This window comes from Bacillus sp. K2I17, from assembly GCF_002209985.1.
GTDB classification, from domain to species: domain Bacteria; phylum Bacillota; class Bacilli; order Bacillales; family Bacillaceae_G; genus Bacillus_A; species Bacillus_A wiedmannii.
Genome location: NZ_NJGF01000010.1, coordinates 123,729 through 139,488 on the forward strand (window position 1 = coordinate 123,729; position 15,760 = coordinate 139,488).

A 15,760-nucleotide genomic window follows, 5' to 3' on the forward strand; every position below is an offset into this window, starting at 1 on the left:
GGATGGCTAAGAAGGGGAATGTATTACAACAACTCGGTTCTTTAATCGGTTTAGTATTAATTATCGTCGTAATTACAGCTTTAAATCCGGCATTTATTGAGATTCCAAATTTATTTAATATACTGCGTCAAGTATCGATTAATGCGCTTATTGCATTCGGAATGACCTTTGTAATTTTAACAGGGGGTATTGACTTATCGGTAGGTTCTATTTTAGCATTATCAAGTGCACTTGTTGCTGGAATGATGGCAAGTGGCATGGACCCGTTCCTTGCGATGGCAGTTGGATTATTAGCTGGTCTTGTAATGGGAATTGTAAACGGTATCATCATAGCGAAGGGAAAAGTAGCTCCATTTATTGCAACTTTAGCAACAATGACTATTTTTCGTGGGTTGACGCTTGTTTATATGGACGGACGTCCGATCACTGGTCTGGGTGATCATTTAATGTTCCAAATGTTTGGCCGCGGTTATTTTCTTGGTATTCCGGTACCAGCTGTTACAATGATGATCGCTTTCGCAGTACTGTACTTCATTTTGAAGAAAACGACATTTGGTCGCCGTACATTTGCAATTGGTGGAAATGAAGAAGCAGCAGCATTATCAGGTATTAATGTTACGAGAATTAAAGTAATGATTTACGGTCTTTCCGGAATTTTGGCAGCGCTTGCAGGTATAGTCTTAACATCACGACTAGATTCTGCACAGCCAACTGCAGGTACTTCTTACGAATTAGATGCAATTGCAGCAGTTGTATTAGGTGGAACAAGTCTTTCTGGGGGAAGAGGATGGATTGTTGGTACATTCATCGGTGTACTTATTATCGGTGTACTAAATAACGGTTTAAATTTATTAGGTGTATCTTCTTTCTTCCAACAAGTTGTAAAAGGACTTGTAATCTTACTAGCTGTATTAATTGATCGCCGAAAAGAAGCGTAATGGAGGGATAGTTCATGAAGAAATGGTTACTTATACTCGTTGCATGTATTATGGTCATTACTGCTGGTTGTTCAATGGAACCACCAGAATGGGCAAAGGATTCTAGCGATAAAGGTCGAAATAAAACTATTAAAGTTGGATTCTCTGTTTCAACTTTAAACAATCCATTTTTTGTGACTTTGAAAAAAGGAGCAGAAAAGCAAGCGAAAGCAAGCGGCATTGAATTGATTGCTGTTGATGCACAAAATGATGCAGCAAAGCAAACAAATGATGTTGAAGATTTAATTCAAAAAGGTGTCGATGTAGTTGTTATTAATCCAACCGATTCAGATGCTGTTGCTTCAGCAGTAAGTGCGGCAAATGCAGCGAATGTCCCTGTTATTACTGTAGACCGCGTTGCAAATTCAGGTAAAGTTGTTTCTCACATTGCCTCTAATAATATTGAAGGTGGTCAAATGGCTAGTGATTACATTCGTGAATTAGTTGGCGGGGGAGCAAACGTTGCTGAATTAGAAGGAATCCCTGGCTCTTCTGCTGCTCGCGAGCGCGGGAAAGGATTCCACAACGTAGCGGATAAGTCTTTAAAAGTAGTTGCAAAACAAGCAGCTGATTTTGATAGAGCAAAAGGATTATCTGTTATGGAAAACATTTTGCAAGCAAATGGTGATATTAAAGCCGTGTTTGCGCATAACGATGAAATGGCATTAGGGGCACTTGAAGCATTGAAGTCTGCTGGAAAAACAGATGTAGTCGTTGTTGGTTTTGATGCAACAGAAGATGCTGTAAAAGCGGTTAACGATGGGCGTATGGCTGCAACAGTTGCTCAAAAACCGGAATTAATCGGGGAGAAGGCGATGCAAACAGCAAAAGAGATAACACAAGGTAAAAAAGTGGACAAATCTATTCCGATTGAATTAGAGCTTATTAAGAAAAACAAATAAATATAAAATGAAAATCAGGAAGGAAGAATAACAAATGAAATTCTTTATTGATACAGCAAACATTAACGAAATTAAAGAGGCAAATGCATTAGGCGTATTAGCTGGAGTAACGACAAATCCATCACTTGTAGCAAAAGAAGGCGTAGATTTCCACGAGCGTATTCGTGAAATTTGCAACGTTGTAGAAGGACCTGTAAGTGCAGAAGTAATTAGCTTAGAAGCTGATAAAATGATCGAAGAAGGAAAAGAGTTAGCGAAAATTGCTCCAAACGTTGTTGTAAAAGTACCAATGACAACGGAAGGTTTAACAGCAGTAAAAGCATTCTCTGATTTAGGAATTCGTACAAACGTTACATTAGTATTCTCAGCAGTTCAAGCATTACTTGCAGCTCGTGCTGGTGCAACATACGTTTCACCATTCTTAGGTCGCTTAGACGATATCGGTCATAACGGTATGGACCTAATCCGCCAAATCGCAGAAATCTTTGCAATTCACGGCATTGAAACAGAAATTATTGCAGCATCTGTACGTCACAGTGTTCACGTAACAGAGGCAGCATTAAACGGTTCACATATTGCAACAATCCCAGCAAACGTAATTGCTTCATTAGTGAAGCACCCATTAACAGATCAAGGAATTGAGAAATTCTTAGCTGATTGGGAAAAAACACAAGAGAAATAATAGAAAATCGAGAATCCTAGTTTAATTGACTAGGGTTCTTATTTATTTAAAAGAATTTTCATGCAATTTTGCATATTGTCTTTTAAATTTGTTATATAAGCTATTTAATATATACAAATCACTTTTTATTTTTCATATTTCGACATAAAAAGGTAGAGGTTCTGACCAGAAAACTGGAGGGGCATGATTCTATAACAGAAAGCTTAACGTTTATAGAATTATGCCTTTTTATATAGGGAGGGCAGAAAGTGGGGATTTCGATTTAAATACACTAATTTATCTGAATTTTAAGTTTTATAAAAGGAGAGAAATAGAATGAGAAGAAAAGCGCCATTTAAAGTGTTATCATCTTTAGCAATTGCGGCAATTATCGGATGCACATCTGTAATGAGTACTCCGCTAGCATACGCAGAAACGACAGTAAAAGAGAAAGACAATGTATCTACAACACCAATTGATTACAATTTAATTCAAGAAGATCGTTTAGCGGAAGCGTTGAAAGAAAGAGGAACAATTAATCCAGCATCTTCTAAAGAAGAGACGAAAAAAGCTGTAGAAAAGTATATTGAAAAGAAACAAGGCGATCAGGCAAATAAAGAAATTCTTCCAGCGGATACTGCTAAAGAGGCATCTGATTTCGTGAAAAAAGTAAAAGAGAAGAAAATGGAGGAAAAGGAGAAAGTAAAGAAACCTGAAAAAAATGTTAGTCCTGAGCAAAAACCAGAACCAAATAAAAAGCAATTGAATGGACAAGTCCCAACTTCTAAAGCAAAGCAAGCGCCATATAAAGGGTCTGTTCGAACTGATAAAGTATTAGTATTACTCGTTGAATTTAGTGATTATAAACATAATAATATTGATCAAACACCAGGGTATATGTATTCGAATGACTTTAGTAGAGAGCATTATCAAAAAATGTTATTTGGTAATGAACCGTACACATTATTTGATGGTTCAAAAGTAAAAACGTTTAAACAATATTATGAAGAGCAGTCTGGTGGAAGTTATACGACAGATGGATATGTAACGGAATGGCTAACTGTTCCAGGAAAAGCGTCTGACTACGGTGCTGATGGTAGTAGTGGTCACGATAATAAAGGACCAAAAGGCGCACGTGATTTAGTGAAAGAAGCTTTACATGCAGCTGCTGAGAAAGGGTTAGATTTATCTCAATTTGATCAATTCGATAGATATGATACAAATGGTGATGGAAATCAAAATGAACCTGATGGTGTAATTGATCATTTAATGGTAATCCATGCTGGTGTTGGTCAAGAAGCTGGTGGCGGTAAATTAGGTGATGATGCAATTTGGTCACATCGTTCAAAATTAGCAATAGATCCAGTAGCGGTTGAAGGTACAAAATCAAAGGTAGATTACTTTGGTGGAAAAGTAGCGGCACATGATTATACAATTGAACCAGAAGATGGAGCAGTAGGTGTATTTGCGCATGAATTTGGACATGATCTTGGCTTACCAGATGAATATGACACGAAATATACTGGAACTGGTTCACCTGTCGAAGCGTGGTCATTAATGAGTGGAGGTAGTTGGACAGGGAAAATTGCAGGAACAGAGCCAACTAGTTTCTCACCACAAAATAAAGACTTCTTACAAAAGAATATGGGCGGCAACTGGGCAAAAATTTTAGAAGTAGATTACGATAAAATTAAGCGTGGAGTAGGAATTCCTACATATATTGATCAAAGTGTTACGAAATCCAATCGTCCAGGCGTTGTACGTGTTAACTTACCGGGTAAGAGTGTTGAAACGATTAAACCGGAGTTTGGAAAGCATGCATATTATAGTACAAGAGGAGATGATATGCATACAACACTAGAGACACCATTCTTTGATTTAACAAAAGGAACAAATGCAAAATTCGATTATAAAGCAAATTATGAGTTAGAAGCAGAGTGCGATTTTGTCGAAGTGCATGCAGTAACAGAAGATGGAACTAAAACGTTAATTGATAGACTTGGAGAAAAAGTAGTCCAAGAAGATAAAGATACAACAGATGGAAAATGGATGGATAAATCATATGATTTAAGTCAATTTAAAGGGAAAAAAGTGAAACTGCAATTCGATTATATTACAGATCCGGCTGTAACATATAAAGGTTTCGCGATGGATAATGTAAATGTAACTGTTGATGGACAAGTTGTATTTTCTGATGATACAGAAGGACAGGCTAAAATGAATTTAAATGGTTTTGTTGTTTCTGATGGGACAGAAAAGAAAGCTCATTATTACTACTTAGAGTGGAGAAACTATGCGGGATCAGATAATGGATTAAAAGCAGGAAAAGGTCCAGTGTATAATACAGGTCTTGTCGTTTGGTATGCAGATGATAGCTTCAAAGATAACTGGGTTGGGGTGCATCCAGGTGAAGGATTCCTTGGTGTTGTGGATTCGCATCCAGAGGCATTTGTTGGGAATTTAAACGGAAGACCAACTTACGGTAATACAGGTATGCAAATTGCAGATGCTGCATTTTCATTTGATCAAACACCAGCATGGAGTGCAAATTCACTAACACGTGGACAGTTTAACTATTCTGGATTACAAGGTGTTACAACATTTGATGATTCAAAAGTATATAGTAACAAACAAATTGCAGATGCAGGAAGAAAAGTTCCAAACCTTGGACTTAAATTCCAAGTTGTTGGACAGGCAGAGGATAAATCGGCAGGCGCTGTTTGGATTAAACGTTAATAACATAAAAGCACATTCTTCATATGAAGAGTGTGCTTTTCAATTTGTACAGTAAGTTATTATTTTAGCTTATGTAATACAAGTGTCTGTCCATATGTAGTGTATCAAATTATGTGGGGAAAGGAAATATTTCCGAGGAAATTGTCGAAGTATCGTTGGTATTTATACACTTTTTTTGTAAAAGAAGAACTGCAGTGTTGCCTTTACAGTTCAATTTATTTACATTGTTATTTGGTTAGACACAAAAGTAATATATTAGGCAAAAAAAGACAATGATGGAATTAACCCATCATTGTCTTTTTTACTTTGCTGTTTGCTTTACTTTTTATTTTGCTTCTTACATAAATCATTCCAGCGAATGTTAATAAGAATGCAGTTCCGATAACGAAGCTGACGCTAGGGGATGCCCCGATTGCACCAACTGTAAAGGATCCAGCAACAACTCCTAATGAGAAGAAAGCATAAAACAATCCGAATGCTTTTCCGCGCTTATCATCTGTCGTATTTTCAACAAGTAATGCATTTATCGATGGGAAAAGGATAGCGAATCCAATGCCATAAATCATCATAACGATAAAGAGCATACCTTTTGTTGCGAATAATCCAAGTAAAGATAACGCGAATGCCATTACTGCAATCCCAATTAGCATGAGTTTTGAACGATTAAATCGATCGTAAATACGGTTTGTTGGCAGCAAGAAGAAGAGGATAGCGGTAATGCCGAATACACTTAACATCATGCCTGTTGTAGATGCTTTAAGTGCTAATGCCTCAACTTTCACTGGTAGCATATAAGTGACAATTCCTTGTGAAAACATTAGCGTGAAGGCACCAATATATGCTTGCAATAACGGTTCTGATTTCAATAGTTCAATCATATCCTTTTTGTTCATCATTTGTGTTCTTGAAGTATCTTTTCTTGATACGTTATTTGGTAAGAAGAATAGAGATACGATTGTACCAAGGACCATTAAAATAGAAATGGTAATGAACACCCACTCTATACCAGCAGTTGCTTTCATAATTCCACTGAAAGCCGGTCCTACAATTGCCGCTGTTCCAACAGCAGCACCAGATAGGGCCATTGCCTTACCTTGTCTTGCTGAATTTGTTTGTTTTGATAAAAACGTAAAGGCAGCAGGAATTAAAAATCCGTCACTAAAGCCGTGCATAAAGCGCACAACTAATAGTTGTTCACCACTTTGAACAACGGTGTATAACAAGACTATGAAACTCGTAAGTCCCATGCTTATATAAAGTATTTTTTTTGCACCAAATTTATCGACAGCAGCGCCAGCAATAATATTACCGATCATATTAGCGAATGAGTACATACCGACAACTAGCCCAATAATAAGAGGAGATCCTCCAAGACTTTGAGCGAACGTACTCATAATAGGTAATTGTGAAAATGTATCTAGAAACGCTACGATAACAATAAAGTAAATAAAATATTTCAAGCGATATTCACCTCTCCTATGCTATTATGGCATAATGCTAATTTCAACCGCAATGAAATTAGCATTAACAGATGTGGAAAAAAGTACAAAGTGACAAAATATTGAACGTTATTTGTTAAAATTTAGTGGGAATGAGATTGTTTTTTTGAAATATATGGATAGAAGTATTATAATAGATTTGTAAACTTCACCAGGTTAAGTATATACGTAGAGAGGGATGTATAAAATGAAAGCATTACTTTGGCATAATCAACGCGATGTACGAGTAGAAGAAGTACCAGAACCAACTGTAAGACCAGGAGCAGTTAAGGTTAAAGTGAAATGGTGTGGTATCTGCGGAACAGACTTGCATGAATATTTAGCAGGACCTATTTTTATTCCAACAGAAGAGCACCCATTAACACACGTAAAAGCACCGGTTATTTTAGGTCATGAGTTTAGTGGTGAGGTAGTTGAAATCGGTGAAGGCGTTACTTCTCATAAAGTGGGAGATCGCGTCGTTGTAGAACCAATTTATTCTTGTGGTAAATGTGAAGCTTGTAAACATGGACATTACAATGTTTGTGAACAACTTGTTTTCCACGGTCTTGGCGGAGACGGCGGCGGTTTCTCTGAATATACAGTAGTACCAGAAGATATGGTCCACCATATTCCTGATGAAATGACGTATGAACAAGGTGCACTTGTAGAACCAGCAGCGGTAGCAGTTCATGCAGTACGTCAAAGTAAATTAAAAGAAGGGGAAGCTGTAGCAGTATTTGGTTGTGGTCCAATTGGACTTCTTGTCATTCAAGCAGCTAAAGCAGCAGGAGCAACTCCTGTTATTGCAGTAGAACTTTCTAAAGAACGTCAAGAGTTAGCAAAATTAGCAGGTGCGGATTATGTATTAAATCCAGCTACTCAAGATGTACTAGCAGAAATTCGTAACTTAACAAATGGTTTAGGTGTAAATGTGAGCTTTGAAGTAACAGGTGTCGAAGTAGTACTTCGTCAAGCGATTGAAAGTACAAGCTTTGAAGGACAAACTGTAATTGTTAGTGTGTGGGAAAAAGATGCGACAATTACGCCAAACAACCTTGTACTAAAAGAAAAAGAAGTTATCGGTATTCTTGGATACCGTCATATCTTCCCAGCTGTTATTAAATTAATTAGCTCTGGCCAAATTCAAGCAGAGAAATTAATTACGAAAAAAATCACAGTGGATCAAGTTGTTGAAGAAGGATTTGAAGCACTTGTAAAAGATAAAACACAAGTGAAAATTCTTGTTTCACCTAAATAATAGAGAATAGTAAAAAGTAGCTCTTTTCTAGAAATAGAAGAGGGCTACTTTTTTTCTATACAGAAAGGTGATAGACTTTCCTTTAACTACAGGTATTTTGTTTGGAAGGGGAAGTCTAATGCTTTCATTTATGTTGACATTGAAACGAATGCTAAAAGCTTGTTTACGAGCGTGGAAAGATAAAGAATTTCAAGTGTTATTCGTATTAACATTTTTAACATTAACATCTGGTACGATTTTTTATAGTACAGTTGAAGGATTACGTCCTCTTGACGCTTTATATTTTAGTGTGGTCACGTTGACGACTGTCGGTGATGGGAATTTTAGTCCGCAAACTGATTTCGGAAAGATATTTACAATCTTATACATATTTATTGGGATTGGATTAGTGTTTGGATTTATTCATAAGTTGGCAGTTAATGTACAACTACCAAGTATATTATCGAATAGAAAAAAAGAGTAAAGCATGTGGATGCTTTACTCTTTTTTTACATTAGTTTAGACAATCATTCGTAGTAGCTTAACAATACTTTACTACAATATAAGTGCATTCATTCATTATATTCACTATGTATAAAGTTATAATGATATGAACATTTGCATATTTTAATTTATTGATAGAAATTTCATGAAAGGTGGGATATTCTAGTCATAGGTTAACCGGACGATATCATAGGATCCTAACAAAAAGTTTACAATAATTCAATTATAAAATGGAGGATTTCAGATGAAAAAGAAAGTACTTGCTTTAGCAGCAGCTATTACATTAGTAGCGCCGTTACAAAGTGTTGCATTTGCTCATGAAAACGATGGGGGAAGTAAAATAAAAATAGTTCATCGCTGGTCTGCTGAAGATAAACATAAAGAAGGCGTAAACTCTCATTTATGGATTGTAAACCGCGCTATTGATATTATGTCTCGCAATACAACACTTGTAAAACAAGATCGAGTTGCACAATTAAATGAATGGCGTACGGAATTAGAAAATGGTATTTATGCTGCTGACTATGAAAATCCTTATTATGATAATAGCACATTTGCTTCACATTTCTATGATCCAGACAATGGAAAAACATATATTCCATTTGCAAAGCAGGCAAAAGAAACTGGCGCTAAATATTTTAAATTAGCTGGTGAATCATATAAAAATAAAGATATGAAACAAGCATTCTTCTATTTAGGATTATCTCTTCATTATTTAGGAGATGTAAACCAACCGATGCATGCGGCAAACTTTACAAATCTTTCGTACCCACAAGGATTCCATTCTAAATATGAAAACTTTGTAGATACGATAAAAGATAATTATAAAGTAACGGATGGAAATGGATATTGGAACTGGAAAGGTACAAATCCAGAAGAGTGGATTCACGGAGCGGCAGTAGCAGCGAAACAAGATTACGCTGGCATTGTAAATGATAATACGAAAGATTGGTTCGTAAAAGCAGCTGTATCACAAGAATATGCAGATAAATGGCGCGCTGAAGTTACACCAATGACAGGTAAGCGATTAATGGATGCACAACGTGTTACTGCCGGATACATTCAGCTTTGGTTTGATACGTACGGAGATCGTTAAGTATTAAAAAAAAGGTCAAATCTCACAATAGAGTATTTGGCCTTTTTATAACTAATACATGGAGGTATGAAGCGTGAAAGGAAAATTACTAAAAGGTGTACTTAGCTTTGGGATTGGTTTAGGAGTTTTATACGGAGGATCTTCAGCTCAAGCAGAAACGTCTACAAATCAAAATAATACTTTGAAAGTGATGACGCATAACGTGTATATGCTATCAACAAATTTATATCCGAACTGGGGACAAAGTGAGCGTGCTGATTTAATTGGGGCGGCAGATTATATAAAGAATCAAGACGTTGTTATATTAAATGAAGTGTTTGATAATAGCGCATCAGATCGTTTGTTAGGGAATTTGAAGAAAGAATATCCAAATCAAACAGCGGTATTAGGTCGTAGTAACGGAAATGAATGGGATAAAACGTTAGGTAGCTATTCATCTTCAACTCCTGAAGATGGGGGCGTTGCAATCGTGAGTAAATGGCCGATTGTTGAAAAGATTCAATATGTATTTGCAAAAGGATGCGGGCCAGATAATTTATCGAATAAAGGATTTGTATACACAAAAATTAAGAAGAATGATCGTTTCGTTCATGTAATCGGGACGCATTTGCAGGCTGAAGATAGTATGTGCGGAAAAACTTCACCTGCATCTGTACGTACAAATCAGTTAAAAGAAATTCAAGACTTTATTAAAAATAAGAATATACCAAATGACGAGTACGTCCTATTTGGTGGTGATATGAACGTGAATAAAATAAATGCAGAGAACAATAGTGACTCAGAGTACGCATCCATGTTTAAAACATTACACGCTTCTATTCCATCTTATACGGGACATACAGCAACTTGGGATGCGACGACAAACAGTATAGCAAAATATAATTTCCCTGATAGTCCTGCCGAGTATTTAGATTATATTATTGCAAGTAAGGACCATGCGAATCCGTCATTTATAGAGAATAAAGTATTACAACCGAAATCTCCACAGTGGACTGTTACATCATGGCTTAAAAAATATAGATATAATGATTACTCTGATCATTATCCAGTAGAGGCAACTATTTCTATGAAATAGTCCTAAAAAAGTTTCTTCTTAATAGGAAGAAACTTTTTTATTTTGTAGAGGAAATTTCAACTTTCTTTCCAATATGTATAAGACATATTGAAAAGAGGAGAGAAAAATGTGGATCGAGGAATTTTTAAAGAAGTTCCATTACCGTGTGCATTTTTGGATGAAGTAGCTTTAGATAAAAATATTCAATCGGTTATGGAATTAAGTGGAAACAAGAAGATTCGTATAGCGAGTAAATCGCTACGTTCTGTTCCGGTTATGCAAAAGATTTTAGCTACAAATGATCGATTTCAAGGTATTATGTGTTTTTCACCTAGAGAGGCTTTGTTTTTAATTGAACAAGGATTCAATGATTTATTGCTCGGATATCCTGCTTATGATAAAAGGGCTTTACATGAAATAAGTTTGCTAACAAAGCAAGGCCTCATTATAACTTGTATGGTGGATTGTGAAGACCATATTGTTTATTTAGAAAAAATTGCTGAGGAGTCTAAAGGGTGTTTTCGTGTTTGTTTGGATATTGATATGAGTAGTCGTTTTTTTCAATTTCATTTTGGGGTAAACAGATCACCGGTAAAAGATGTGCAAGGTGCTTTGAAAATAATAAAAAGGGTAAAAGAATCATCATTTTTAATACTAGATGGTGTAATGGGATATGAAGCTCAAATTGCTGGGGTAGGAGATCACATACCGAATCAAAGAGTGAAAAGTAAAGTAATTTCGTATTTAAAGAAGAAGTCAGTGTTAGAAGTTAAAGAAAGAAGAGGACATATCGTAAAAGAAATACAAAACCTAGGTATTGAACTAAGGTTTGTAAATGGGGGAGGCACAGGAAGTATAAAAACAACTGAGCAAGATAATTCAATTTCAGAGATTACAATAGGTTCTGCTTTTTATGCCCCGAAGCTGTTCGATTATTATAAAGAGGTGCAATTTCATCCAGCTGTCGGATTTGCTTTACCAGTTGTGCGTAAACCAGCCCCGTTTATTTACACTTGTTTAGGTGGTGGATATATTGCCTCAGGTGCAATCGGGAAAGATAAAGAACCTGAGATTTGGAGACCAAATGGTGCCAAACTATTAGCTTTAGAAGGCGCTGGCGAAGTGCAAACACCGATTTTTTATAACGGTAAGGAACGAGTAGAGATAGGAGATTCTATCTTGTTTCGCCATAGTAAAGCTGGAGAGTTATGTGAGCGTTTTCCTTTTTTATATCGTGTGAAAGAAGGAGAGATTGTTGGGGAGTATTCAACATATCGGGGGGATGGCCAATGCTTTCTATAAAGGGACAAAAATGGAGAAATTGGACAGGGAATGTAGAAGGAACGCCGCATTATACGATGTATCCAGAAAGTATACAAGATGTAGTAGAAGTTGTAGGGCTTGCTCGAAAAAAAGGGAAGAAAATTCGTGTTGTCGGTTCAGGACACTCGTTTACACCTCTTGTGCAAACGGAAGAAATTTTAGTTTCTTTAGATGAATTGAAAGGTATTTTGGATATGGATGCAGAGAAGATGGTTGCCGAAGTATGGGCAGGAACAAAGCTACATGATTTAGGGAAGTTACTTGAAGAAAAAGGTTATGCACAAGAAAATTTAGGGGATATTGATTCGCAATCGATTGCAGGAGCGATTAGTACAGGGACTCATGGAACGGGTATTACCTTTGGAAGTTTATCAACACAAGTTATAGAGATTACCGCAGTTTTATCTACAGGCGAGAGTATAGTTTGTTCGGAAACTGAGAATGTGGAATATTGGAGAGCCTTTCAGTTGTCGCTAGGAATGTTAGGTATCATTGTAAAAATAAAATTGAAGGTTATTCCAGCCTATTCACTCGTTTATAAAAGTGAAAAACAGTCATTATCTACTGTAATGAACAAGCTAGAAGAATATAAGAAGAATCGCCATTTTGAATTTTTTGTTTTTCCTTATTCAGATGAAGTACAAGTGAAATTTACAAATGAAACAACGGGTAAAAAAAGTGACTTGAAATGGCATAAACTAAAGGTAGAGTTGCTTGAAAATAAGATGTTCTCTTTGTTATCTAAAGGATGTAAATGGTTTCCTTCTATAAGTAAAGGTGTAAGTCGATTATCGGCTAAAGCTGTACCGAATACAAAAATAATTGGTCCGAGTTATGAAGTATTTGCTACATCGCGTGCGGTTCCATTTTATGAAATGGAGTATAGTGTTCCTTCAAAGTATATGCGGGCTGTTGTAGAAGATATTTCAAACCTTATTGAAAAGAAAAAGTATAAAGTGCACTTCCCAATTGAATGCCGTTATGTGAAAAGGGATGATATATGGCTCAGTCCAGCGTACGGAAGGGATTCAGCGTATATTGCCGTTCATATGTATAAAGGTATGAAGTATGCTGCTTATTTTGGTGAGGTGGAGAAAATTTTTCTAAAGTATGAAGGGCGCCCGCATTGGGGGAAAATGCATACGTTAACGTACGAAAAATTACAAAATATATATCCAGAAATGCATTCGTTTCTAAAGGCGAGAAAGTTACTAGATGAAGCAGAAATGTTTTCAAACCCTTACACAGAAAAATTATTTACGATTATGAAAAAAAGCTGACAAAGTATTACTTGTCAGCTTTTTTTAGTATAATCGCATTTCTTGTTTGACTAATGCGCTCGTAAAATAGTAACTTATCACGACTAAATACATGTAATAAAACATGAATAATAAATAGACCGTTAATTACAAATTGGAATAATAGTATAACTAGTAATACTAAAGGCTCTGTATGATTTAAGATAGAGCTACTCGAAAGAATATAATTGATTCCGCCTAAAATGAAATAGAATATCCCGTAACGAATGAATAATTCTTTTAGTGTAATACGCTCAGCTTGTCCTTTAATGTAAATCCGAAGCAACGCTTTTCCTATTGTTCTTCCATTCGTAAAGTATGGAATGATAATAAAGTAAATTAAGATTGAACATGTAATGAAAAGGAGTTCGTATACATTTGTATAAGATTGGATGTTAGCGATAAATAGTGAATTTCCTTTATTTTTAATGAAAGGTACAACGATAGATAAGAAAATCCAATCAATTTGCATAGCGATGAGACGACGAATGAATCCGACTGGTTTCGTTTCTAAATCAATATGAATATCTAATTCGCTTGTTTTCGGAAGGAAGTACGTAAAGATTGGTGCAATGATAAAACCAATTACGCCGCCTAGCGTGTTTAAAAACAGATCGTCAATATCAAATAAGCGGTATGCACAATTATAAATACCATATAATCCAGTTACTTGTGTTAATTCAAAGAATAGTGAAAGACAAAAAGAAATACACACTGTTTGTAAGAAGCTACGTCGGAAATAATAACGTAAGTACATACCGAACGGAACGGTTAGTAAAACGTTAAAAGCGACTTGTAAAAACGCAGATTCCTTTAATAAATAGAAGTACGTAGCTGGCTTCGTTAAAATCGCCGAGGTATGATTACTAATCTCTTGTATGAAATAAAATGGCGAGAGTTGCAAATGTTGCGTATTAGCCGGTTGTAGGCTACAAGTATCATACGTTTGTGGTAATGGCAAAATCACAAGAAAATAGGCATTTAATAAGTAAAGTAATAATGAATATAAAATAAATGAACGCCATTTATTTAAATAACCGTATTTACGATAATTAAATATTAAAAAAGGGATTAATAGAAACATTGCTAAAATAGGAAATAAAATAAATGCTGTTTTTATTGGAAATAAATATGCAGTCAAAATGAAGCTCCTTTCAATGAAAATTCGTTTATCATTATAACGTTAAAAGAACCTGAAAACAAAATTAAAATATTTCGAAATAGAAAAAATTTCAAATTTAAACGGGATTAAGTTATAATAAATTTAATATAAGGATATAGTGATTATTGTAAGTTGAGAGAGGGTACAAGATATGCGATATGAGCTTTTTTCTGTAAGTGGGGATCATATTACAACTTTTGAAAGTGCATGGCGTTTTCAGGAGGGAGAACAGATTTTTGTTCATGATGATCAAACAAAACGAAATTTTATTATTATCCGCCTAACGCATGATGTATTTCAACAAAATAAACATGTTATTCGTTTGTATTGTCAAGAAAAGAAAGTATACGCATAAAAGGGACCCCTCTTACTGTACAGAAAGAGGGGCTTTATCATTATAAAGATATAAAAAAGCGAGTCATCCTAGTTTAATAGAATGACTCGTTTTTCGCTTTGTAAGTTTCACTTTATAAGAAAATAAGAGTAAGTACACCTACGATAATACAATAGAAAGAGAAATATTTTAAATTTCCTTTTGCCATAATGTTCATAAACCATTTTAATGAAATGTACGTCATGATAAATGTTGCGATAAACGCAACGATATATGGCACGAATAATGTGTCTAGATTTGGATCTTTTGCAATGTCTGTAATACTTAGTAATAAACCACCTAAGCTAACCGGGATATATAGTAAGAATGAGAAACGAAGAGCTGTTTCTTGCTTCATACCAAGTAACATCGCTGCGACGATTGTTGCACCTGATCGGCTTATTCCAGGAATTAATGCGCAAGCTTGTGCTAATCCGACAATAATTGCATCTTTCATAGAAAGATCGCCATCATTTTTACGTCCACGTAAGTTTCTAATAATCCAAAGGCCGACAGCAGTAATAAGAAGGGAAATCCCAACCATTTTCACACCTTTTAAGTACTGGTCGATGTAATCTTTAAATAAAACACCGATAACACCTGCTGGAATGGTCGCAATAACAAGGTAAATTATAAAGAAGAAATCTGATTTTGCGTCCTCTGCTCTTGTAAAGATATAAGATAGACCATTCTTCGTTAGACGAATTAAATCATTTCTATAAATAAGTAATACAGCTAATAATGAAGCTGAATTAACAAGTAGTTCGAAGCTGAACCCTTCTATTTTTAGTCCTAGCAAATGTTGTGCTAAAACGAGGTGACCACTTGAAGAAATCGGAATTGGTTCTGTTAGCCCTTGGAACAGACCGAGAATTAAATATTTTAAAATGTAGTGAAATTGTTCCATAATAACCTCCTTGTTTATTAGTCGAAAGAAACAACTTGTCCATTATAAC

Annotated in this window: 14 protein-coding genes; 11 read left to right on the plus strand and 3 right to left on the minus strand. The window is 35.5% G+C overall.

The window, feature by feature from the left end; all coding sequences use genetic code 11:
* The first annotated feature begins 2 nt into the window (after positions 1-2).
* From CER22_RS14290 to inhA2, 4 genes are all read left to right on the plus strand, one after another.
* On the plus strand, positions 3-938 hold the full coding sequence (locus CER22_RS14290) for an ABC transporter permease subunit (protein WP_001074641.1): 936 nt from the start codon (positions 3-5) through the stop codon (positions 936-938).
* A gap of 14 nt (positions 939-952) precedes the next feature.
* Complete coding sequence (gene rbsB / locus CER22_RS14295) at positions 953-1,879, plus strand: ribose ABC transporter substrate-binding protein RbsB (RefSeq protein WP_087983326.1); 927 nt, start codon at positions 953-955, stop codon at positions 1,877-1,879.
* A gap of 34 nt (positions 1,880-1,913) precedes the next feature.
* Entirely contained in the window at positions 1,914-2,561 is a 648-nt protein-coding gene (gene fsa, locus CER22_RS14300; protein ID WP_088608984.1) for a fructose-6-phosphate aldolase, read from the plus strand.
* 315 nt (positions 2,562-2,876) lie between these two features.
* Entirely contained in the window at positions 2,877-5,276 is a 2,400-nt protein-coding gene (gene inhA2, locus CER22_RS14305) for a M6 family metalloprotease immune inhibitor InhA2 (protein WP_088608985.1), read from the plus strand.
* Positions 5,277-5,557: 281 nt separating this feature from the next.
* Here inhA2 and CER22_RS14310 read toward each other — a convergent pair whose 3' ends face one another.
* On the minus strand, positions 5,558-6,736 hold the full coding sequence (locus tag CER22_RS14310; RefSeq protein ID WP_087983321.1) for an MFS transporter: 1,179 nt from the start codon (positions 6,734-6,736) through the stop codon (positions 5,558-5,560).
* Positions 6,737-6,962: 226 nt separating this feature from the next.
* Here CER22_RS14310 and bdhA point away from each other — a divergent pair, with 226 nt between their 5' ends.
* From bdhA to CER22_RS14340, 6 genes are all read left to right on the plus strand, one after another.
* Positions 6,963-8,015 carry a (R,R)-butanediol dehydrogenase gene (bdhA, locus tag CER22_RS14315; RefSeq protein WP_088608986.1) on the plus strand — a complete coding sequence of 351 codons (1,053 nt, stop codon included), beginning with the start codon at positions 6,963-6,965 and terminating at the stop codon, positions 8,013-8,015.
* Positions 8,016-8,133: 118 nt separating this feature from the next.
* Positions 8,134-8,478, plus strand: coding sequence for a potassium channel family protein (locus tag CER22_RS14320; protein ID WP_000948236.1), 345 nt, complete (start codon positions 8,134-8,136; stop codon positions 8,476-8,478).
* 264 nt (positions 8,479-8,742) lie between these two features.
* Positions 8,743-9,594 carry a phospholipase CerA gene (gene cerA, locus CER22_RS14325; RefSeq protein WP_000731008.1) on the plus strand — a complete coding sequence of 284 codons (852 nt, stop codon included), beginning with the start codon at positions 8,743-8,745 and terminating at the stop codon, positions 9,592-9,594.
* Positions 9,595-9,667: 73 nt separating this feature from the next.
* Positions 9,668-10,669 (plus strand): sphingomyelinase C, encoded by a 1,002-nt coding sequence (gene sph / locus CER22_RS14330; protein ID WP_088608987.1) that lies wholly within the window; start codon positions 9,668-9,670, stop codon positions 10,667-10,669.
* 108 nt (positions 10,670-10,777) lie between these two features.
* Positions 10,778-11,950, plus strand: coding sequence for an amino acid deaminase/aldolase (locus CER22_RS14335; RefSeq protein WP_088061901.1), 1,173 nt, complete (start codon positions 10,778-10,780; stop codon positions 11,948-11,950).
* Positions 11,938-13,251 (plus strand): D-arabinono-1,4-lactone oxidase, encoded by a 1,314-nt coding sequence (locus CER22_RS14340; RefSeq protein ID WP_088061903.1) that lies wholly within the window; start codon positions 11,938-11,940, stop codon positions 13,249-13,251. Before CER22_RS14335 ends, CER22_RS14340 begins: the two co-directional genes overlap by 13 nt.
* A gap of 7 nt (positions 13,252-13,258) precedes the next feature.
* Here CER22_RS14340 and CER22_RS14345 read toward each other — a convergent pair whose 3' ends face one another.
* Entirely contained in the window at positions 13,259-14,410 is a 1,152-nt protein-coding gene (locus CER22_RS14345) for a VanZ family protein (protein WP_087983313.1), read from the minus strand.
* Between the two features lie 172 nt (positions 14,411-14,582).
* Here CER22_RS14345 and CER22_RS14350 point away from each other — a divergent pair, with 172 nt between their 5' ends.
* Complete coding sequence (locus tag CER22_RS14350; RefSeq protein ID WP_001268332.1) at positions 14,583-14,786, plus strand: hypothetical protein; 204 nt, start codon at positions 14,583-14,585, stop codon at positions 14,784-14,786.
* A 112-nt stretch (positions 14,787-14,898) separates the two neighbouring features.
* On the opposite strand, the gene CER22_RS14355 is transcribed toward CER22_RS14350, so the two are convergent.
* Positions 14,899-15,711, minus strand: a complete 813-nt coding sequence (locus CER22_RS14355; protein ID WP_044791332.1) for an undecaprenyl-diphosphate phosphatase — start codon at positions 15,709-15,711, stop codon at positions 14,899-14,901.
* Between the last annotated feature and the right edge of the window lie 49 nt (positions 15,712-15,760).

What these genes read in the sequence shown, in the direction of transcription:
- CER22_RS14290 (WP_001074641.1), top strand. Translation starts at nt 3, where the DNA reads ATGGCTAAGAAGGGGAATGTATTACAACAACTCGGTTCTTTAATCGGT.
- rbsB (WP_087983326.1), top strand. Translation starts at nt 953, where the DNA reads ATGAAGAAATGGTTACTTATACTCGTTGCATGTATTATGGTCATTACT.
- fsa (WP_088608984.1), top strand. Translation starts at nt 1,914, where the DNA reads ATGAAATTCTTTATTGATACAGCAAACATTAACGAAATTAAAGAGGCA.
- inhA2 (WP_088608985.1), top strand. Translation starts at nt 2,877, where the DNA reads ATGAGAAGAAAAGCGCCATTTAAAGTGTTATCATCTTTAGCAATTGCG.
- bdhA (WP_088608986.1), top strand. Translation starts at nt 6,963, where the DNA reads ATGAAAGCATTACTTTGGCATAATCAACGCGATGTACGAGTAGAAGAA.
- CER22_RS14320 (WP_000948236.1), top strand. Translation starts at nt 8,134, where the DNA reads ATGCTTTCATTTATGTTGACATTGAAACGAATGCTAAAAGCTTGTTTA.
- cerA (WP_000731008.1), top strand. Translation starts at nt 8,743, where the DNA reads ATGAAAAAGAAAGTACTTGCTTTAGCAGCAGCTATTACATTAGTAGCG.
- CER22_RS14340 (WP_088061903.1), top strand. Translation starts at nt 11,938, where the DNA reads ATGCTTTCTATAAAGGGACAAAAATGGAGAAATTGGACAGGGAATGTA.
- CER22_RS14350 (WP_001268332.1), top strand. Translation starts at nt 14,583, where the DNA reads ATGCGATATGAGCTTTTTTCTGTAAGTGGGGATCATATTACAACTTTT.
- CER22_RS14355 (WP_044791332.1), bottom strand. Translation starts at nt 15,711, where the DNA reads ATGGAACAATTTCACTACATTTTAAAATATTTAATTCTCGGTCTGTTC.